General features: G+C 45.2%; 24 protein-coding genes. 5 read left to right on the top strand and 19 right to left on the bottom strand.

The genetic code is table 11. The features are described 5' to 3' along the window. Positions 1-60: 60 nt before the first annotated feature. The 5 genes from Q0785_RS16550 to Q0785_RS16570 form a co-directional block, all read right to left on the bottom strand. On the bottom strand, positions 61-891 hold the full coding sequence (locus tag Q0785_RS16550) for a M15 family metallopeptidase (RefSeq protein ID WP_298832469.1): 831 nt from the start codon (positions 889-891) through the stop codon (positions 61-63). A gap of 417 nt (positions 892-1,308) precedes the next feature. Next, complete coding sequence (locus Q0785_RS16555; protein WP_298832471.1) at positions 1,309-1,554, bottom strand: hypothetical protein; 246 nt, start codon at positions 1,552-1,554, stop codon at positions 1,309-1,311. A gap of 52 nt (positions 1,555-1,606) precedes the next feature. Beyond that, positions 1,607-2,386: a membrane protein insertase YidC gene (gene yidC / locus Q0785_RS16560; protein ID WP_223636933.1), complete on the bottom strand. Its 780-nt coding sequence runs from the start codon at positions 2,384-2,386 to the stop codon at positions 1,607-1,609. 174 nt (positions 2,387-2,560) lie between these two features. After that, entirely contained in the window at positions 2,561-3,346 is a 786-nt protein-coding gene (locus Q0785_RS16565) for a helix-turn-helix domain-containing protein (protein ID WP_223636935.1), read from the bottom strand. Positions 3,347-3,704: 358 nt separating this feature from the next. Beyond that, positions 3,705-4,601: a diacylglycerol kinase family protein gene (locus tag Q0785_RS16570; RefSeq protein WP_298832477.1), complete on the bottom strand. Its 897-nt coding sequence runs from the start codon at positions 4,599-4,601 to the stop codon at positions 3,705-3,707. Positions 4,602-4,705: 104 nt separating this feature from the next. Here Q0785_RS16570 and Q0785_RS16575 point away from each other — a divergent pair, with 104 nt between their 5' ends. Further along, positions 4,706-5,833 (top strand): MFS transporter, encoded by a 1,128-nt coding sequence (locus Q0785_RS16575; protein WP_298832480.1) that lies wholly within the window; start codon positions 4,706-4,708, stop codon positions 5,831-5,833. A gap of 230 nt (positions 5,834-6,063) precedes the next feature. Here Q0785_RS16575 and Q0785_RS16580 read toward each other — a convergent pair whose 3' ends face one another. Together Q0785_RS16580 and Q0785_RS16585 are read right to left on the bottom strand one after the other, a co-directional pair. After that, entirely contained in the window at positions 6,064-6,462 is a 399-nt protein-coding gene (locus Q0785_RS16580) for a hypothetical protein (RefSeq protein WP_298832484.1), read from the bottom strand. Positions 6,463-6,554: 92 nt separating this feature from the next. After that, a complete protein-coding gene (locus tag Q0785_RS16585) occupies positions 6,555-7,001 on the bottom strand; it encodes a GNAT family N-acetyltransferase (RefSeq protein ID WP_298832487.1) in 447 nt (148 codons plus the stop codon). Between the two features lie 95 nt (positions 7,002-7,096). Here Q0785_RS16585 and Q0785_RS16590 point away from each other — a divergent pair, with 95 nt between their 5' ends. Continuing rightward, positions 7,097-7,588 carry a GNAT family N-acetyltransferase gene (locus Q0785_RS16590; protein ID WP_298832490.1) on the top strand — a complete coding sequence of 164 codons (492 nt, stop codon included), beginning with the start codon at positions 7,097-7,099 and terminating at the stop codon, positions 7,586-7,588. Positions 7,589-7,676: 88 nt separating this feature from the next. Here the strand turns inward: Q0785_RS16590 and Q0785_RS16595 are convergent, their stop codons facing one another. The 6 genes from Q0785_RS16595 to mntR form a co-directional block, all read right to left on the bottom strand. Next, positions 7,677-8,273: a DUF4064 domain-containing protein gene (locus Q0785_RS16595; RefSeq protein WP_298832493.1), complete on the bottom strand. Its 597-nt coding sequence runs from the start codon at positions 8,271-8,273 to the stop codon at positions 7,677-7,679. A 370-nt stretch (positions 8,274-8,643) separates the two neighbouring features. Further along, the gene (locus Q0785_RS16600) at positions 8,644-8,925 is read right to left on the bottom strand and encodes a GNAT family N-acetyltransferase (protein WP_298832496.1); all 282 of its coding nucleotides are present in this window, start codon (positions 8,923-8,925) and stop codon (positions 8,644-8,646) included. 18 nt (positions 8,926-8,943) lie between these two features. Next, on the bottom strand, positions 8,944-9,912 hold the full coding sequence (locus Q0785_RS16605; RefSeq protein WP_298832498.1) for a ring-cleaving dioxygenase: 969 nt from the start codon (positions 9,910-9,912) through the stop codon (positions 8,944-8,946). A gap of 129 nt (positions 9,913-10,041) precedes the next feature. Continuing rightward, positions 10,042-10,929 carry a DUF1002 domain-containing protein gene (locus Q0785_RS16610; RefSeq protein ID WP_298832501.1) on the bottom strand — a complete coding sequence of 296 codons (888 nt, stop codon included), beginning with the start codon at positions 10,927-10,929 and terminating at the stop codon, positions 10,042-10,044. A 54-nt stretch (positions 10,930-10,983) separates the two neighbouring features. Continuing rightward, the gene (locus Q0785_RS16615) at positions 10,984-11,844 is read right to left on the bottom strand and encodes a S1-like domain-containing RNA-binding protein (RefSeq protein WP_298832503.1); all 861 of its coding nucleotides are present in this window, start codon (positions 11,842-11,844) and stop codon (positions 10,984-10,986) included. Positions 11,845-11,865: 21 nt separating this feature from the next. Continuing rightward, the gene (gene mntR, locus Q0785_RS16620; RefSeq protein ID WP_223636959.1) at positions 11,866-12,288 is read right to left on the bottom strand and encodes a transcriptional regulator MntR; all 423 of its coding nucleotides are present in this window, start codon (positions 12,286-12,288) and stop codon (positions 11,866-11,868) included. Positions 12,289-12,463: 175 nt separating this feature from the next. Here mntR and Q0785_RS16625 point away from each other — a divergent pair, with 175 nt between their 5' ends. Continuing rightward, positions 12,464-12,619: a lmo0937 family membrane protein gene (locus Q0785_RS16625; RefSeq protein ID WP_146558271.1), complete on the top strand. Its 156-nt coding sequence runs from the start codon at positions 12,464-12,466 to the stop codon at positions 12,617-12,619. A gap of 144 nt (positions 12,620-12,763) precedes the next feature. Here the strand turns inward: Q0785_RS16625 and Q0785_RS16630 are convergent, their stop codons facing one another. From Q0785_RS16630 to Q0785_RS16640, 3 genes are read right to left on the bottom strand one after another with little or no spacing between them, the layout of a single operon-like run. Next, positions 12,764-13,882, bottom strand: a complete 1,119-nt coding sequence (locus tag Q0785_RS16630) for a GNAT family N-acetyltransferase (protein ID WP_298832512.1) — start codon at positions 13,880-13,882, stop codon at positions 12,764-12,766. A 21-nt stretch (positions 13,883-13,903) separates the two neighbouring features. After that, positions 13,904-15,973 (bottom strand): heavy metal translocating P-type ATPase, encoded by a 2,070-nt coding sequence (locus Q0785_RS16635; RefSeq protein WP_298832514.1) that lies wholly within the window; start codon positions 15,971-15,973, stop codon positions 13,904-13,906. Beyond that, a complete protein-coding gene (locus Q0785_RS16640) occupies positions 15,966-16,322 on the bottom strand; it encodes a metalloregulator ArsR/SmtB family transcription factor (RefSeq protein WP_298832517.1) in 357 nt (118 codons plus the stop codon). The genes Q0785_RS16635 and Q0785_RS16640 overlap by 8 nt, the downstream gene beginning before the upstream one ends. A gap of 247 nt (positions 16,323-16,569) precedes the next feature. Here Q0785_RS16640 and Q0785_RS16645 point away from each other — a divergent pair, with 247 nt between their 5' ends. Both Q0785_RS16645 and Q0785_RS16650 read left to right on the top strand, forming a co-directional pair. Further along, on the top strand, positions 16,570-18,036 hold the full coding sequence (locus tag Q0785_RS16645) for a SulP family inorganic anion transporter (protein WP_223636966.1): 1,467 nt from the start codon (positions 16,570-16,572) through the stop codon (positions 18,034-18,036). Between the two features lie 11 nt (positions 18,037-18,047). After that, positions 18,048-18,467: a universal stress protein gene (locus Q0785_RS16650; RefSeq protein ID WP_223636969.1), complete on the top strand. Its 420-nt coding sequence runs from the start codon at positions 18,048-18,050 to the stop codon at positions 18,465-18,467. A gap of 209 nt (positions 18,468-18,676) precedes the next feature. On the opposite strand, the gene Q0785_RS16655 is transcribed toward Q0785_RS16650, so the two are convergent. The 3 genes from Q0785_RS16655 to Q0785_RS16665 form a co-directional block, all read right to left on the bottom strand. After that, the gene (locus Q0785_RS16655) at positions 18,677-19,009 is read right to left on the bottom strand and encodes a CrcB family protein (protein WP_223636972.1); all 333 of its coding nucleotides are present in this window, start codon (positions 19,007-19,009) and stop codon (positions 18,677-18,679) included. Beyond that, complete coding sequence (locus tag Q0785_RS16660; protein ID WP_223636975.1) at positions 19,006-19,359, bottom strand: CrcB family protein; 354 nt, start codon at positions 19,357-19,359, stop codon at positions 19,006-19,008. The genes Q0785_RS16655 and Q0785_RS16660 overlap by 4 nt, the downstream gene beginning before the upstream one ends. 62 nt (positions 19,360-19,421) lie before the next feature. Next, positions 19,422-20,315, bottom strand: coding sequence for an alpha/beta hydrolase (locus Q0785_RS16665; protein ID WP_298832528.1), 894 nt, complete (start codon positions 20,313-20,315; stop codon positions 19,422-19,424). Position 20,316 lies beyond the last annotated feature (1 nt).

The raw sequence follows: 20,316 nt of genomic DNA on the forward strand, positions 1-20,316 counted from the left end.
TCCAAGGTATTTATGACCATAGAAAAACGTCTCCGAATAAAACCGGAGACGTTTTTTATTTTACTGAACCCCTAAATACTCTTCCAGGGTAATGCCTTTTTGATGAATATCTGCAGCAACCTCTTTTCCTACGTAGCGGAAATGCCAGGACTCATGCATATAGCCCGTTATGTGTTCACTGCCTTCTGGATAACGAAGGATAAATCCGTACGCATGCGCATTGGCTGCCAACCATTTGCCACCCTCTGTATCACCGAATGATGCAGAAGCCCAATGCTGTTCTTTTCCGGCTTCGCCGATATCAAACGCAAGACCTGTCTGGTGCTCTGAGTATCCAGGGCGTGCACTGTATCGATCCGCCGCTTCCTGGCCATCCTTTGCTGTATAGCCTTCGTATAATTGTTTTTGCCGTGCAAAATCGCGATAGGTACTGAATGCTGACAAGTTGAGGCCGTTTTCAGCCGCCGCCGCTTTCATGGTTTCAAAAGCTGTACGCGCTTCCGGCACTTCTCCCGGCGCGTAAGTTGCAGGCAACGGATGCTGCTTATTTGCCAGCAGGACGCCATTAATCACGGTCGGTGCTTCAGGCAAAGCACTGTCTGCCGGATAAATCGTCGCATCCGTTTTTTCTTCTGCAGCCGGTTCCTCTTCTACAACCGGCTCCTCTTCTTCAGGTTCAACCGGAATCACCGCTTCGTCTTCCGGGGCTTCTGTAGCAGGTTCTTCAATCGCCACAGCCTCCGCCAACGCTTTCATGCTTTGTTCAACATTCCAGTCATGTATATAAAACCACATTGCTGCTAAAGCAGCCATAATTGCTGACAAACTGATCACCATCCATTTAATATATAACTTTTTATTAGCTTGTTTTCCTTTATCTATAAACTTCATGCCAAGGCCTTCCTTCTATCAACGTCTTTATTATTCTACCATTCTTATCGGTGAATTTCTTCCTTTAACAAGCAGCGCTTTCTTCTGTGCTTTCATCCTATTTCGAGAGTTGAAGACAACTATTAAAATACAAACAGTCTATTTTGTCTTAAATCATTCAGCTTTCTGAATAATGGGACTATTTACCATAAATAAACTTCTTTTATATTAACTCATCACCCCCATAAGACATACGCTTTTTACGAAAAAATAAGTATAAACGCATAAGGAGATGGAAACATTGGATCGAATATCGGAACGTGATATCCAGGCCTTAATGAATCAGTTGGATACACTGTTGGAAGAGCGAATGAAAGAAAAGCACGAATATATAAAAACAGCGCAATCTCAATAGATGAGATCGCGCTGTTTTTTCGTCTACACTAAAATAGTAGCTAACACGATAAAAAACAATAAACCGAAAATAATGGACATGCCCAGCATCCATTTGGCTTCCCGGTGCATCCCCTGCGCCTTCATGTGGCGGTAACGGAAACTGTTTGTCAGAACGAACAATAAGGTCATGAACAAGACCGCTACTTCCAGGTAGCCGAATATCAAGCAGGTCAACGCAGTGATACTCAAAAGTGCAATTCCGATTCCTTGCAGAAGTTTCATATTCATGCAGCTATCCCCCAATAAAGAAAGCCGGCAATAACTGCCGGCTCCTTCTGTATTATTTCTTCTCTTCTACTGCTTCAAGTGCTTTTTCAGGATGGTTCGAATAGAATTTACGGCCAATGAAAGTCTGGATGATCAACAAGATCCCTCCGACTGCCCAGTAAACCGGTAAAGCCGCCATCGATGTGAACGAAATGAACATGATCATGATTGGGGAAATGTAAACAAATAGTTTCATCTGTTTTTGCTGCTGTTCAGGCATTGTCCATAAAGAAACTTTTGCCTGGAAGAAGTAAACTGCTCCAGCAATCAAGGTCATGATCACATCTGGCGACCCGAGGTTAAACCAAAGGAACTCGTGCGAACGGACGTCCGGTGAGTAAAGAATAGCAAAATAAAGACCCATGATGATCGGCATTTGGATAACGACAGGCAAACAACCCATGTTCAACGGGTTCACTTCGTGCTTCTTGTAAAGACCCATCATTTCCTGCTGCAGTTTCATCTGTTCTTCTTTATCTTTTGTTTCTTTCAAACGCTTTTGGATATCTTCCATTTCAGGGCGCATCTTATCCATTTTCACTTTCATTCCTTGCTGGCGTTTATATGTGCGCAGCATGAAAGGCATCAATACTAAACGGATGATGATCGTAATGACAACAATGGCCATGCCGTAGCTGCCGCCGAATAATCCGCCTAAATAATCCAACGAGAAATCAAATGGTTTAACAAAGATGGAATAGAAGAACCCTTCCTTGTTTTCAACAGCCGAACAACCACTCAATAGAACAACGGCTGTCGCCATCATCATTAATAATGTAATTTTCTTTTTCAAATTAGTCACCTTCACCTTTTTCAACTACTAAGAAGTATAACGATAAGCGCTGGAAAATTCAATCCATGGAGGGAACACTATTGGATTTTTTAAGTTTTGTGACAAAATTACGGCACTCCATTTGCTCGATCAAGACGGAAAGTAAGCAAGAAAAAAAAGGAGAATTGCTTCTCCTTACTTGGCATTCGGCAACGTATAGCGGAAATACGGAATGTGCTGGCTGTCACGGAATTGCTTCGGTGTGACGGCAGTATACTTTTTAAAGATCCGTGTAAAATAACTTTGGTTACAGAAATGGAACTGCTTCGAAATATCTGAAATCCCTTTATCCGAGTGGCGAAGATAATATTGAGATTCTTCCACACGACGTACATTCAAATATTCAACAAGCGTAATGCCCGCATGTTCTCTGAAGATGCGGGAGAGATGGCTTGTCGAAATATTGAAATGCTTGGCAATTTCTTCAACTGACAAATCGCGTTCCACTTCATCGTTGATGTAGATGACAACTTTGTTGACAGTTTGATGTCCAAAAGAAGGCTGTTTGCGTTCTGAAATAATCGACACAAAGAATTCGATCAATTCATCTGCCACAAACATGAATTCAGAATCATTCATGTGCTTGTCCACTAATTCCACACACGCTGAATTGAAAGCAAATGCTTTTTTGGGCGGTACACGCATTTCGTAAAGTTTGCGCGCCATAACGGAAGATAGGATGATGTAGTAATTGCGGATAGAACGGATGATGTCTTTTTCCGAACGGAGTGAGAGCATATCGATCAATTCTCTCAAGGTCTCTTTTGCACGTTCTTTTTCAAGGTGATGAATTTCATACATCAATTGTGTTTCAATTTCAAAAAATCTATCCAACCCTTCAATTTGGTTTAAATTTTCTGTTTCGTTCATAAATATTTTCGAAATGGTTTCTTGAATGGATGGTGCTGTAATAATATTCATGGGTTCCCCGTCTTTCTTTATCCAAGTTTTTGCAGCATTCCCTCAACTATATACTGAAATACCACAAAATAATAGAGTTATGCTTCTGTTTTTGTAATTTTTTTGTGTAATTTGCTCTAGTACTAAATTCCTTTTCTTATGCCATCAGTAACATTTTAATACAAAATTTATACTATACATAACGAAATAGCTTGAAAAAGGTTTCATTTTTACTTCATAAAACTCAATTTTAACAGGAATCCAAAACAAACCCTAGAAATAAGACAGTTTGCTTTAAATTCCTGTTTGGCGATCCATTAAACCTTGTACAAAATGGTGATCTTTCAAGCTCAACTTTTATAATACAATATTTTCTCTGTTATTCATCTTTGTCCGGCGGAATAAGCGCACGGATATGGCGAGGCAGAATTTCAATGACAAAAGGCGTCATACAACCTTCATCCCCATCAATATTACAGGACAAGGGTTCCGTTGTTTTTATGGACACTTTTGTCGTATGAACCGCTTCCACTGCCGGATCTTCCTCCAGCTTGCCTCTTATCACTGAAGTCGCAATGCGGACAAAAGCAGGCAACGCTGCATTCTTCACAATATACAGATGCAGCAAGCCATCATCCGTCAGGGCTTCCGGGGCTAATTTTTCAAAACCGCCTACTGAATTTGTTAAAGCGACCAATACCAGTTTTGCTTCTCCAGACCACACGCCGTGATCATGTTCAATTTCAAAATAAGTTTCTGTATCCGCCGTAATGGCTTTTACCCCTTCAATGAAATAAGCCAATGCCCCTAATTTGGTTTTCTGCTCCGGATCCACGTCGTATGTGGATTCCGCAATATCCCCGATTGCCAGTATATTCATGAAGAAATGTTTGCCGACTTTGGCAATATCCACCCGTTTTTCATAGCCGGTTTTAAGTGCTTCAATAGCTTCGGGCGGATCCAGGGAAATTCCTAACGCCCGCGCGAAATCATTGACGGTACCAAGTGGAATCAAAGAAAATAAAGGCTCATGCGGCTGTTCCGCAATTCCGGACACAGCTTCATTGATTGTTCCGTCGCCACCCATCGCTACAACAAAGTCATATTTCTTTTCACATGCTTCAGCGGCAAAATGTGTCGCATCCTTTGCCTTTTGTGTTTCTCTTGTATCAACCTCATAACCCATTGAAGCGAGCGTTTCTTCCACCTGCCCACGATACTCGGAAGCGCGTTCTTTTCCGGCAGACGGATTCAATATAAACATTGCTTTTTTCATCATCAGACCTCCGATGGTATAATACATCTATAATTATCTTTACTCTTGTATCAGGATGAACAAATCCACAAAAGGGTATGTTGTTCAAGAAAGTAGGAGCCGTCTTGCGAATTTTCATTTATATTATTATCTTTTTTGCTTTTTTCGACTTATTTGCCCAACTTCCCATCATGAGCACCTATGCGGTGTCATTGGGTGCCAGTCCTTTTATCGCCGGACTCGCAGTCGGCATGTATTCACTGTCGAATACCTTCGGGAATGTCATTTCCGGTATTTTTTCAGATCGAAAAGGGCCTTTTGCAATTCTGGTGATCGGCTTATTGTCGACCAGCTTAACCTTGTTTACATATGCTTCAATCGATGGCCCTTATAGCCTGCTTGCTGTCCGGTTTATCCATGGGCTCGCAGCTGGCCTGACAGTTCCTGCCGCTTTCACGTACTTGGCCAATCGGACTGAATCCGCTAAACGCGGCAAAGGAGCTGCTTTATCAGGCGCTTTTGTCGGGCTTGCAGCAATTCTTGGACCAGCGTATGGTGCAATCTATACAAGCCGAAACGATGTGCCGCAGACCATGTTCCTTACCGGAACGCTGATTCTGCTGATAGGAATAGCTGCATTTTTCATCTTGCGGCAGACCACTATCAAGAAAGACAAAGCTGTCAAAGACGCCGTTTCCTTCAAGGATATCTTAAAGAACAACGGGTTGATCCGTTCTTTTTCAGGCGCTTTTTTCCTGATGTTTTCACAAGGGGTCCTAGCTTATATGCTGCCGCTGAAAGTTGAAGGACTTGGGCTGGATTCCCAGCTCAGCGGTTTGCTGCTGAGCACATTTGGAATTTCAGCCATCTTGGTATTCCTGCTTCCCATCAATCGGATTTTTGACGCTGCCAAACCCATCTACACCTTGATCTCCGGCTTTACGATAATGGGGGCTTCCCTGTTCTTTTTAAGTGCCGTGACAATTGAGCCGTTGCTGTATGCCAGCATGTGCACTTATGGGTTGGGCTTCGCTCTGCTGTTTCCTTCAATCAATTCCATATTGATCGATTCAACAAATGTTTCAACCCGAGGACGAGCCTATGGGTATTTCTATGCTTTCTTTTCCATCGGTGTTGTAGCCGGATCGAGTATTACAGGAGCTTTTGCTTTAAGTCCCAATCAAGGATTTTTCGTCAGCGGCTCTCTATTGTTGATTATCGCTTCGCTAAATATATGGTCTTATAAAAAATAGTTGGCAGTAAAAAGGATGGTCCCGGACCATCCTTTTTTTATCCCGCTTTAACGGGGCAGTATGACTCCCACTTTTATAAGCGGGAGATCCAATGACCATAAAAGTCCGATTGGATCGGGCCGACAGGATGTCGGTTACATAGGCGTTGCCGCAGGATGCGGCGTTCTTAGCTTATGTTCCGCTTTTCTTCAGGGGGGATGAAGAAAACCCCCACTGATTGAAGTTTCTCTTTATAAATTATCGGTGCTTATCTTGTTTTCTGGAGCAGCTGAATCTGTGTTTTCAGCTTTCTCTTTGCTGACATCGTTTGACGACAGCTTCACATCGTCCTTGTCTTTTTCATTGTCCTTTTCCTTCTGCTGCTGCTCGTTATAATATTGAACACTCGCTGAGGCTCCACCTTCTGAAACCATTTTGTTTTCACGTTTTTCCGTGTTGCTCAGCGTATCTGTAGTTTTCGAAGTCGGATTTCCATCTTTGTCCAGGTTTTGTGATTCCATATAAGAATTCACCTTCACTTTCGTATCATTGAACGCCTTTGTAGCTTTTTCACGATTTTCAGGATTCTTGAAATATGCGTATGCTCCAGCAGCTAATCCTGCTAATAAGAGACCTCTTCCTCTTGCCATTTGCAGCACTCCTTCATCAATTTATATATTACTGTTTATTTACCCTATTCTCTCCAAAGCTAATCCTCGATTGTATGTCAAAAGTATTACATTTAACTATTGGTAAGTTTCATGTCTACGTGCGGGATCCCATCTTCATCGTAGCTGTCTGAGACAGTCTGGAACCCAAAAGATTGATAGAACTCCTGTAAGTATACTTGCCCCTGCAATTGGATGGCTTCCGCCCGCCATTCCCCTACAATATAATCGATGCTCCGTTCCAGCAGCTGCTTCGCTAAACCACGTCCTCTAGCATCTTCTCGTACGATGACTCTGCCGATCGAAGGCAGCTCATATTTTACGCCAGCAGGAACTAGTCGTGCATAGGCCAATACTTCGCCCTTTTCAATATAAAGCAAATGAATGGATTGCTGGTCTAAATTATCCAACTCGGGATAAGGACAATTTTGTTCAACGACAAATACATCTACCCGTAACTTCAGAACTCCGTATAATTCCCTTGCTGTAAAATCGTCGAATCGATAGGTATTCCAGTCCATATCTGACACTCTCCTTTTGTTTCTATTATTCCACATTAGTGGCTATTGGGCTCTTTTTTTGATATGATTGCAGAAAGAATTTCAGAGGTGATTGCATGATTCGTACCGGTACATCCGCAGATATTACATCTGTTCAGGAAATTGCCAAAGTTAGCTGGAATGATACGTACGCTGGAATCATTCCCTCTACAGTCCAAGAAAGTTTTTTAGATAAATCATATTCTACTCCTATGATGGAGATGCGTTTAAAGAGGACGATTATATTGCTTGCGGAACATGAAGGACAACCTGTCGGGTTCGCCAATTTCACGAAAGTGGACGAAGACGGCGATGCCGAGCTGATTGCCATTTACATGAAACCTGAATTTCAACGGTCGGGCTATGGCAAACAATTATTGAACAGCGGTCTAAGCTACCTGCTCAACGGCAACCAGTTATTTGTCTATGTCGAATGCGAAAATACCAAAGGCCGCAACTTCTATGAAGCGAACGGCTTTGAGCTACTCGAAGAATTTGAAGAATTATTTGAAGGCCACCCTTTGCAGACCGCCAAATATGTCTACCACCTGAAAACAGCTGCCTTATAGGCGGCTGTTTTTTACAGACTCAAATTAAAAGAGACGTCCAGGGCATTTCCAGCCTGGACGTCTCTTTTTATGATGTACAATGTCTGCTTTACAGCGGACGGTAAGGGGTATCATCGTCATTGCTGCGATTACTGCGGGTTGTTGTGTCATCGCGGCGCACCTCATCTTCACGGCGCACAGACTCTTCTTTGCGGCGAAGCTGATCCTCTTGATACTTGAAATCCTCATCGCGCAAATTCTGATCGTTTTGCACACGCGGTTTGCGGACAAAACACATGATTGCAGCGATGTAGAAAAGAATCGACGTTAATGACAGCAAGCCTGCAAACAGACCGGCGACGATGAATAAGACACCGGCAATGGACGCTTTGCCAGTTTTGCGGAGATTAACTAAGGCGGCAATCGCCAAAATTGTGCTTAATGCCAATAGCGCAATCAGCACCCATCCTACTACGCTGAAGCTTGAAGACATCATATCCATGACCATCTGGGCTTCTTCAGGATTTGAAAAAGCTGGATCCGCCATAATTTCATCTTCTATATACTGCTGGAATTCTGGAGTACCCTGGACATTTGCGTAACTTGCCATTGCAAATCCAATTAAGGCAATCGCTAAAACATTAAAGATGATTCCGATAATGCCGAGCACTTTTTCTCCTGCTCTATTCACTGTTTCCTGGTTCATTCAATCCACCTCTTCCTATAGTCTCTTATGAGTATACGTACAAATAAGGATTTGGTTACTTAATTACTCTGTTCCCCTAATAAAATTAATAAAACCTGTTTAAAATATGGGAAGCCGGGTATTTTAATACTAACAAAGATTTGAAAGGAGTTCTATAAAATGGAAAAAAACCTAATTTTTAGTCAAGCAGATTTCATGTACGGTGTTGGTGGAGCTTCGATTTTAACAGCTATCGTTTTCTTTATGACCAGCATCTAAAGTGGAGGTAACAAATGGTGAACTACATAATCGATAACTAGCAAAAGCAATCCACTGTAATTGAGAGCGGATTGCTTTTTGTATGTTCATTTATTCAGCTGGTACAAGTTCCCTATATTTTCACGTCATCATATTCTTTGTAGCGGTCAAAAGCCGTTACGGCATAGGAGCATACGGGCTCCATTTTATAGCTATGTTCACGGGCATAATCTGCTGCCTGATCCAAAAGCTTCTTGGCCATTCCCTGATTGCGCATCGACTCATCGACAAAGGTGTGTTCGATGACCATGACATCCGCCAGTTCTGTCCACGTGATTTCCGCTTTTGTCTCCCCTTGTTCTTCAAGGCGGTATGCAAATTCATCACTGCCTAATTCAATTAATTTAAAGTCCATTCTTCCTTCTCCTCCTCTTCACTGATTGATACTCAACGGACGAAGAGATGCTTCGATCTGAGCGCGTTTCGGCTCTAAAAATGGCGGCAGCGCAAGCTCCTCTCCCAAACTTTCCATCGGTTCGTCCGTTGCAAAGCCCGGTTCGTCTGTTGATAATTCAAAAAGAATTCCATTAGGCTCCCGGAAATAAATTGCCTTAAAGTAATAACGGTCGACTTCACCAGAAGTCACGAATCCGTTCGAACGCAAATACTCATTCCACTTGCTGTAATCTTCGAACGTTTTCACCCGGAACGCCACATGATGGACACTGCCTCTTCCCGGACGTTCCGGCGGAAGGTCCGAACGTTCCTCTAAGTGTATTTCGCCAGCGGGACCGCCTTTTCCTGTCGAAAAGACCAAAATATCTTTTTGCCCTTCTACAGTAGACGGATAGGCCCCTATTTCTTCAAATCCCATAATGTCCGTCAGAACGGCAGCCGTTTTCTCGCTTTTGCGGACTGTTAATCGGACATGTCCCAAACCGACAATCGCAAACTCTTCCGGAACTCCAGTTTTCGTCCACGGTATTCCATATTCAATACCCTTGCCGTCATCAACGACCAGCATCAACCTGGAACCTTCAAAATCCTGAAACGTTAAAGTCCGGCGGTTGAAACGCTGTTCAATTTTTCCGTGAGGAACTTCGAATTCATCAAAACGTCCAGCCCAATAATCCAAAGCTGCTTCACTTTTCACTCGGAATGCGGTATTGCTGATGCTCGAAACACCTGGATGTGTCCGTCCAGCCATCGGAATATCGAAATACGTCATGTCAGTACCCGGAGTGCCGACAGCATCTGCATAAAACAGGTGGTAAGAAGATGGATTGTCCTGATTGACACTTTTTTTCACTAAGCGCATCCCCAGTATCCGTGTAAAAAAATCGTGGTTGGCATCGGCATTGGCGGTCAAAGCTGAAACGTGGTGAATTCCTTCTAATTTCATCATTTTTCCTCCTATTTATCTTGAATTCGAGATATTAATTTTATAGTAGCATTGTCTTTTATTCCACGCAAGCCATTGAGCTCCATAAAAAAAGACAAGCCCTAAGTTTCGGGCTTGCCTTTTTTCGGGTTAATTCATCCAACCGCGTACTGTATCAGCCAGGTTTCTAAAGAAAGTTTTGACGCTTTCCCAAAAACCTTCGTCATTGACGATGTTGCCGATTTTATCCTCTATCGTCTTGCTCAAATCTTCCAACTGAGTTGACCACTGGGAAAAATCGATGTCAAGCTGACGGATACGGTCCATCAGATCCACCAGCAATTGACGATCTTCCGGGCTTAATTCGATTTGAAGCTTGCTCAGTTGATCTTCGACAATCTGTTCCACTTCTTCACGCGATGCCGGGTTTTGCTCAGCAATCTGTTTTTTGATTTCGGTTAACAGCTCGCTGACTTTGGCATCTTCCACGCCACCGTCCGCAAGTTCAGTCGCTACAGTCAATTCGTCATTTGCAACGTCTGTCCGTTCCGGATCCAGCTCTTCACCGTTCACTTCATAAGCTTTGTAGATTCCGACAAGCGCTGAGTGGCCGGTTACCGCTTTGGGCGCCGCAACTTCTACATTAGCATTTTCAATTCCTGCAGTCAGCATGGCATTGGCATACATTTCAGATGTTACTTGTGTAATATTATCGGGAGTTACGATTTCAATGACCAGTCCGTTTCCTTCATCTTTGCGTGTGATTTTAGCGGATGAGTACATATTCGCACGGGAATCGCCATCTTTAATGTAATTGACCAAATCCTGGCCAGTCACTTCGATTTCTTCTACATCAGCTTCCCCTGCAACATCCAGGCTTTCAGCAACAGATGCTTTTTCGTCAGCCGACAGATTGCCTCCGTAAACAACGATCGGCAGGCCAAATTTTTCATTGATGCCGACATTTGCCGAACTATAGGATGGCAGGACGACAGATAGCGTAAACAGTAATGCTATGACAGTGAGTAATTTTTTCATTTTTTTATTGCCCCTTTCTTCAAATTAATACGAAATCAATTTGAAAAGGTTCCTTTATTTTGTCGACTTGGTCCATCCTTCTTCTTGGATGATCTGACGATTCTTATACAGTTTTCCAAGCGCACGCTTGAATGCCGCCTTGCTCATGCCGAAGATTTCCTGGATTTCGTCTGGTGAAGATTTATCGGTGAACGGCATCTTGCCGCCCGACTCTTCGAGATAACGCATGATTTCTTCTGCGTCATCGGACAAACGTTCCTGTTTTCTTGGGAGCAACGAGCCGTTAAGTGTACCATCGTCTTTGACATCAATGATGCGGACGGTTTTTTCTTCCCCAAGGCGTGGTTCTTCATGGCGTTCTGTCTCGTGAACAAAGATCCGGTACATTTCAGGTACGGACAGCATGAAAGTACCAACCGGCAACAGGCGGTAAGCGCGTGCTTGCACATTTTGGTTAAAGGCGGTTTCGGGCGCCGGCTGCATCAGTTCCAACACTTTTTCTTCAGTTGCCAGACGCCCGTATAAGTCGCCGTGGCGATCTGTACGAAGCGTCATAAAGATATGGTCGCCCTGCTTTGGCCATAATTCCATGATCTGCGGAAGATCGGCTGGCAGTAGATAAACTTCGCGTGTTGTGCCGATATCAACTACTGCGCCTTCACGTGGTGATACTTTTAATACTTTCGCCCAGCCATACTCACTAGGCAGGATATGAGGAATCATCGGTGTTGCTGAAACCCCTCCCTGACGGTTACGGTAAAGGAAAACTTCAATCTCTTCCCCGATTTCCTGGCCTTCTTCTATTTCTGATGCGTTCATCATCACTTCATCGCCTGAACCATCCGATAAGATCCATTGCGATGTTGAACGGTCTTTCACTTGCAGTACCGCTTTTAACCCTGGGTGTAAAGCCATAATTAGCTCCTCCTATTTCTCTTAACTTTCTTTTCCTTCTTTATTCAGCTGTTCCAGCTTTTCCGTAAACTCCGGGCTTTCTTCCAGCAGTTGGACCAAATCGGCAATTCGATCGATTGAATTCCAGCTCAGATGATGCTCGATTCCTTCAACATCCCCATAGATCCGCTCTTCATCTACACCGATCAACCGAAGAAATTGTTCAAGCAAGCCGTGCCGTTCCAATAGGCGTTTGCCAAGCTTCTGGCCTCTTGGCGTCAACACAAGGCCTCTGTATCGTTCGTATATCAAGTACCCGTCTTTATCCAGCTTCTGCACCATCTTGGTGACAGAAGACGGCAGCACAGATAAGGCCTCCGCGATATCCGAGACACGCGCATAGCCTTTTTGCTCAATTAATGAATAGATGATTTCAATATGGTCTTCCATACTTGGAGTAGGCAAAATTCTTTCCTCCCTCACGTAGCTATGTTCAGTTTACTATACCGCCATCATTGAAACAACTGGACTTGTCGCCCCTTATAACAGTCCGTTTTTTCAGAAAGGTTTAGGCATATTGGTGTCAGGGTAGTTATTACTATAAGCAAAATAGTTATTATTGAAAGGACAGGTGAAAAACATGGGACGTATTCTTTGGATTATCTTAGCAGTTATTATCGTAGTATGGCTAATCGGATTCTTAATGGACGTAGCAGGCGGACTAATACACATTCTTTTAATCATTGCTGCAATCGTTTTAGTTATCAACTTAGTAACTGGACGCAAAGGCGTATAGCCATAGCATTCGATGAAGAAATACAAGGTTGTTCCGAAAGCCATGAAAATGGCTGTCGGGGCAACCTTTTCTTTTGTATTTTTGCTTATCCATCCAATATAAAAAGCAGGAGAGGGAAATCGTTGATTTTTCCTCTCCTGCTTTTTATTGTTTAATTTTAGCGTAGACGCATGTATCCCGAAGTTTATTGCCTACCCGGGAAACCGTATCATTGCGTAAAATTCCTTCCAGCTCGAATTTCAGGCGGTTGGCGACTGCGCGGCTGCGGACATTGTCCGGATCGCAGCGGATTTCAACACGATTGGCGCCTAACTCTTCAAAAGCAAAGCGCGTAATGCGTTCCACTGCTTCCGTAACGTACCCTTTGCCCTCATAGCGGCTGTCGACCCAATAGCCGATTTCAAACTTACGTACTTCCCAGTCAATCCGGTGAAGTCCAGTAGAGCCGACGAATTGGCCAGTTTCCTTCAGGAAGAAATGCAGGCGCAAATCCTTACGCAATTTAAAATTAGCCTCGGCTTCAATCAATGTTGCCTCTGTTTCTGCAAGATCAGGCTTTTGCTGTGCAAATGGCAGCCATGGCCGGAATGCTTCCAACGAATGCATAACAGCTTCATAACTGGCTTGCGCATCTTCTCTTCTCGGCGCCCGTATCAACAGACGCTCCGATTCGAACTCTTCCGGAAAATCGAGCAGCACCGGATTAAACGGGAGCTCTTTTGTTTCTGCGACGGTATCGTCCCATAAAACCGGTGTCGTGATTCCAGCCTGCCAGTCTTCACGTGTCATGCCGTAAGTCACTGCATCATAATAACGGTTTTCCCGTGGAGAAAACCAGGCCTGGCGCAAATGGGCTTCTTTGACAAAGCCAGTCCGTTCGAAAGCCTTGCGCATCGCGAAGTTATCGTGGCGCGTATTGCCTTCCAGCCGAATTTTCTTCTCCGGCAGCGAAAAGACGAAATCAGCAACCAGTTTCAATGCTTTCGGACCATAGCCCTTGCTGCGGTAAGGATCTGCAATCCGCAGATCGAAAAGCGGGATATCATCCTGCAAATCAAAGATTTTGACTAAGCCAACTTGCTGATTTTCATCATTTTCTATCCAGAAAGTTGTCACTTGGTCTGATTTATAGCCACCTTCTTCAATTGTTTTCTCAATCAAAGCCCGCACCGGGTGTTCATGGCCATGAAACGGCCACGAATTTGTTGTCATAAAATGAATCAGCTGTTCCTGCTCCTCCATTGTCCACTCTGTTAACTTCAATATAAAACCTCCAAACTTGCCTTACTTCTGAACTTTTACAAGTCGCAATGCATTCATGATCACCAATAGCGTAGCACCCATATCCGCGAAAATCGCAATCCACAAGGTCAACCAACCTGGAATGATCAATAGCAATGCGATAATCTTGAGCCCTAGCGCAAAGACGATATTTTCTTTTATTATACGCAATGTCTTTCGGCTGAGTCGAATCGTATAAGGAAGTTTCTCCAAATCATCTGCCATCAAGGCGATATCCGCCGTTTCCAGCGCTGCGTCTGTCCCCGCTCCGCCCATTGCGATGCCGATACTTGATGCAGCCAAGGCCGGCGCATCATTAATGCCATCGCCGACCATCGCCACCCGGCCATATTGTTTTTGCAGATCTTTGATTGCTGCTAATTTGTCTTCCGGCATCAGCCCTGCACGGACATCGGTTACACCGATTTCTGCTGCAATGGCTGTTGCCGTTGCTGGATGATCCCCAGTCAACATGATGGTCTGGCTGATCCCCATCGCTTTCAACTTCTGAATGATGGAAGGGCTTTCTGTACGGATGGCATCCGCTACTGCGATGATTCCCATCAGCATCGCTTCTGAAAATACAGCGGTGACGGATTTCCCACTCTCTTGCAGTTTACGCGCTTTATCAGGAATACGTAAGCCCTTTTCTTCAGCCCAGTTTAAGCTGCCGACGTAGATGGTTTCTTCATTGACTGTCGCATAAGCACCTTTCCCGGTAACAGAATTGAAGTTTTCAGAGGCATAGACACCTGCTGCTTCTTTCGAGATGGCTCTGGCCAATGGATGCTGCGACATGGTTTCTACAGAGGCAGCCAGTTTCAACAGTTCTTCGTCTGTAACCGCTCCTTGCGCAAGAACATCTGTCACTTCAGGATAGCCTTTGGTCAGTGTACCGGTTTTGTCAAAAGCCACTGCATTGATGCGGCCGGTTTCTTCCAGGTGGACCCCACCTTTAATAAGGACTCCTTGGCGCGCGGCGTTGCCGATGGCCGTGACAATGGCAACCGGTGTCGACACGACGAGCGCGCATGGACAACCTACGACGAGAACGGCCAAGCCCTGGTAAACCCATAGTTCCCAGTTGCCGGTTACAAAGCCCGGTACCAATGCCACGAAAAAAGCGATGGCGATGATTGCCGGCGTATAGTATTTGGCAAACTGGTCGATGAATTTCTGGGTCGGCGCTTTTTCAGCCTGCGCTTCTTCAACGAGATGGATGATTTTTGCAATGGTGGTGTCTTCCACACGTTTCGTGACAGTGACTTCAAGCGCACCTTCATCATTCATGGTACCAGCAAAAACTTCATCTCCCGCCTTTTTGACTGCAGGAATCGACTCTCCTGTAATCGCTGCCTGGTTGACGGCGGACTGCCCGCGAAGGACTGTGCCATCCATAGCGATTTTCTGCCCCGGCTTGACGATCAGAATGTCTCCAATGCGGATGTCTTCCGTGTCCATTTCAGCCAATTCACCGCCGCGCTGAATCAACGCCCGTGCCGGAGCCAGATCCATCAGGCTGCGGATCGACTGGCGTGCTTTGTTCATGGAGAAGGACTCCAATGCTTCGCTGACAGCGAAAAGGAACACGACTACCGCCCCTTCGCGCCACTCCCCGATGATGACGGCCCCGATAATGGCGATGGTCATCAATGTTTTCATGTCGAACTGGAGCGTGCTGAGGTTCTTCAACCCTGTCCAGAACATATGGTAACCGCCTATTGCCATGGAACCGCCGAACAATGCGATGGACCATGGATGCGTTTCACCCGCCTGGAACGAAACGATGATCCCCGCTATCAACAGCAGCAGTGAAATAGCCGTCTCTATCGTCTGGCGTCGCTGATAGAAAGGAACGTGTTTCACTTTTTCTTTTTCAGGATAGACGCGGATATGGTCGAAAGCCCCCGCTTTTTCAAGCGCTTCAATCGTCACATTCCCATCAATCGTCAATTTAGAAGCTCCGAAATTCAAATTAACGTTTCTTATATCGGGCAGTTCTCTGACATTCTTCTCAAACTTGGCCGCACAGCTGGTGCATGATAGATTTTCAAGACGATAGGTTTTAACCATTTTCCACACCTTCTTTCGTGTGTGCGTGAGCAATTGTCACCAACTGGCGGACATGATCGTCAGACAAGGAATAATAGATTTGTTTTCCTTTGCGCTCGGATTTCGCCAAAGCCCGCTCCCGCAGGTAACGCAAATGATGGGAAGCCGTTGCTGTGGAAGACCCGATGACTGCGGCGATATCGCAGACACACATCTCTTCTTCTATAGTTAAGGCATATGCGATGTTCAATCTGGTTTCATCCGCCAGCGCTTTAAACAGATTCGCCACCTCGCTCAAATCGGTCATGCTCTTCTGTACACGATCGACCGCTTCAGGATGGACTTTCGTCACTTCACATACCTCTTTCATGCCGGCACCTCTTTCATTCAAATAAAGATTTGATTGTTTCCCTCAGTATATAGGCTTTGGCGATTACAGTCAAATGCATATTTGAATGAAGTGTATTTACACGACTATAAAAAGGTGATACAGTTTTAACGTTATTGCTTGAAAAGCTTTATGCATAAGCTCTCCATCTTACCGGAAGGAACAGCCGGTTTATGGGATAACCACTAAATAATGCGTGTTCATTTACTATAGAAGGAAGTGGAGTTTTTTGAATACCTTACCTTATAAAGAGCAGTGGTTCGGCAATATCCGCGGGGATATCCTGGCGGGAATTGTGGTGGCACTTGCCCTGATTCCGGAAGCAATCGCTTTCTCCATCATTGCAGGAGTCGATCCGATGGTCGGCCTGTACGCTTCATTTTCCATCGCTGTCGTCATTTCCTTTGTCGGCGGCCGCCCTGCCATGATTTCAGCAGCAACTGGCGCCATGGCACTTGCGATGGTATTGCTGGTCCGTGATCACGGATTGGATTATTTACTCGCGGCAACCGTTCTGACTGGTGTGCTGCAACTCATATTCGGATTGCTGAAAGTCGCCCGCTTTATGAAGTTCATCCCGCGGGCTGTCATGATTGGCTTTGTCAATTCACTGGCTATCCTGATTTTCATGGCACAGGTGCCATTTATCTTTGGCGTCAATGCCATCACTTATGTATTTGTGGGAATCACGTTGGCGATCGTCTACATTTTGCCACGTTTTTTTACGGCTATTCCGGCTCCCTTGATCGCCATCCTAGTCTTGACGGGAGTCGTCATGTACAGCGGAATGGATATGCAGAATGTCGGCAGCCTGGGCACGATTTCACAAACCTTGCCGAGCTTCTTCATTCCGAATGTACCGTTCAACTTTGAAACTCTACAAATCATTTTCCCGACTGCACTGGCTTTGTCCATCATCGGATTGCTGGAATCCTTGTTGACTGCATCGATACTCGATGATGCGACTGAAACAGGCTCCGATAAAAACCAGGAAGCACGCGGTCAGGGAATCGCCAACATCATCACTGGATTTTTCGGCGGCATGGCAGGCTGCGCGATGATCGGCCAGTCCGGCATCAATGTCCGTTCCGGCGGTCGAGGACGTTTGTCCACCTTCACAGCCGGCGTATTCCTGATGTTCCTGATTATTGTCCTCGGCAATTGGGTCGTCCAGATACCGATGCCGGTCTTAGCTGGAATCATGGTCATGGTCTGCATCGGCACCTTTGACTGGGGTTCGTTCAAATACTTGGCGACTGCCCCGAAATCAGATGCGATCGTCATGCTATTGACTGTCGTCGTTGTCGTCTATACCCATGATTTGTCCAAAGGCGTATTCGCCGGCGTCATTTTGAGCACCATCCTGTTTGCTGCGAAGATCTCCAAAGTGGAGGTCCGCAAAGAAGGATTGGAGTCCAATGCGTCGAATAGATATAACATACACGGACAATTGTTTTTCGCATCTTCCCAGGACTTTGTTTCCGCATTCGATAAAGTGGAAGCTTCCGAAGGGATTGTGTTGGACTTTTCAGATGCGACTGTCTGGGACGATTCAGGCGTCGGCGCCATCGACCGGGTCATGAACAAACTGCAGGCGCAGGGCCAGACCGTTGAAATCACCGGGTTGAACGCCTCCAGCCAAAAGCTCGTCGACAAATTAGCGACCTATGGCACTGCAGGCAAGAGCACACATTAAGGGGGATGCTTATGTACGAGAAAATCTTAGTTGCGGCCGACGGCTCTGACCATTCAAAGCGGGCCGCTCACGAAGCGGTCAAAATGGCCAAAGCCAACCCACAAGCTTTCATCACTTTGCTGTATGTCATCGATTATGAAAAAGCGCGAACCGAAATTCTTCACGGCCAAAGCAGTGATGAAGTCCATTTGGAACGCAAAAAGCACTTGATGCCGCTCGAAGAAATCTTCCGTTCTGCCGGCGTTGATTTTGAAACCAAAACGCTGCACGGCGTACCGGGTCCGACCATCGTCAAGCATGCCAATGAAACCGGTTATGATGTCGTATTGATCGGCAGCCGCGGATTGAATGCACTCCAGGAAATGGTGCTCGGCAGCGTCAGCCATAAAGTGGCCAAACGTGTCCAGGCTCCGGTCATCATCGTCAAATAACTCCAGCCGCTCTTCGTGAATCTGCGAAGAGCGGCTGGAGTTTTGTTTTTTTTCGATTTGTGGGTGTTTGCAAGGATTTGTGGGCGCTTATTTGGATTTGTGAGCGTTCAGCGAGATTTATGGGCGCTTATCCGAATTTGTGGGCGTTCAGCAGGATTTGCGGTCGTTCGCAAAAAAACTCCTGCAGCAGACACAGGAGGTACAGAAATTCAGTGCATCCAGACATAGCCCAGGCTAAATAGGCCGATTCCACTGGCTAAAGTGGCAAAAACGTAAGCGGCACCCTGTAGCCATCTACCATCTTCCAAATCTTTCACCACATCCAAAGCCATCGTCGAAAACGTCGTGAAGGCCCCCAGAAAACCGGTGATCCAGAAAGCCGATAAGCTGCCGCTGCCGATAAACAGGCCAAGCACCAACGACCCGATGCTGTTGACCAGCCAGGTCGCGGCTTTCGGCTGCCACACCCTGCTTTCAATCAACAAGTAAAACAAGTAACGCGTGACCGCTCCTAAAAATCCGCCAACCGCAATGCCAATCATGACTGCACCCCTCTCCGGCCAACCCACAAACCTGCGGCTGCGGCGGCAACACAAGCAACCGTCATGCCGCCCGCAAATGCCATGCCCAGCCAAATGGAGGACTCCAGGTAATGGAACCAGTCAGCAGAGAACGCGGAAAATGTTGTAAACGAGCCCAGCAGCCCCGTTGAAACCAGCAGCCTAAGCTCTGCCAACTTCCGGCTTAACCGGATGGCTGCGAGCCCGATTAAAAAACTGCCGGCTATATTGACGAGCCAGAGTCCAGATCCACCTACAGCCACCATATATATTCCCGCACGCAAAAGCGAACCGATCATTCCGCCAAATCCCACAGCCAGTATCCGTTTCATCCTAAACGCTCCGCATCTGTTTTCTACAGTATAACTTAATGAAAAAAAATCGTGTTTGTTTTTTAGTCTTCTGTTAATTCTTTTAAAGTCGATATGACTAAATCCGGTCGATCCAAATGTATCGAATGTCCTGCACTTTTTGCAAACTTAACTGTGCTTCTTTTCGAAAGCTTTCCTTGTTCGAGTATTAATTGCTGCCACATGTTTTCCAACATCAACAGTTCCGACTCAGGCAAACCTCTGCTTACACCTTCCTGAATTACATAGTTTTTATCGCGGCCGATAGCGACTAGTGGAATGTTGCTCAGCATACCTAATTTTTTGATCATTTTTGCATCTATTTTAAAGTTTACGAATTCAGATATCATTGCTTTGTACAAGTTTGGCTTTTGCCGAAACTGGATTAATTGCCTTTGTATATGTGAAGGCAGTTTTTTCTGGTTTTCGGCTAATTTGGGGTGAATAATTTTTCTGGTTTCTTCTTCGTTCATACTTGCATAGTTTTGAAAATCCTCTAGCCATTTATTATCAGCTGAATTTCCCCTTAAAACAGGAAGTTCAAGCTCATCCAGTCTTTTCAAATCCTCAGATGTAGAATCAATTAAGAGCAATGCTTTTACTTTTTCAGGATAGAGTTTTGAAAAATGCTGCGCGCATAAGCCCCCATAAGAATGTCCGATCAGAATGACCGGATCCACTATTTCCAACTTCTCCATTAGTTGCTTCATCTCTTCAGCATTAGCCGTTGTCGTACGTTTTTCTTCTCCAATTTCACTTTTTCCTGATCCTGGACGGTGGAACATAATAATTTTATTCGTTTTACTCAGAGCTTCTGTCACTTCAAACCATTCCTCAAACGAACAGCCCATTCCCGGCAGAATAAAGATAGGTACTCCATTTCCACCTTTTTGCACTACTTCCATTTTCCGATCATTGATGGTGATAAACTGGTTCATA

The organism is uncultured Planococcus sp. (assembly GCF_947501725.1).
GTDB lineage: Bacteria > Bacillota > Bacilli > Bacillales_A > Planococcaceae > Planococcus > Planococcus donghaensis_C.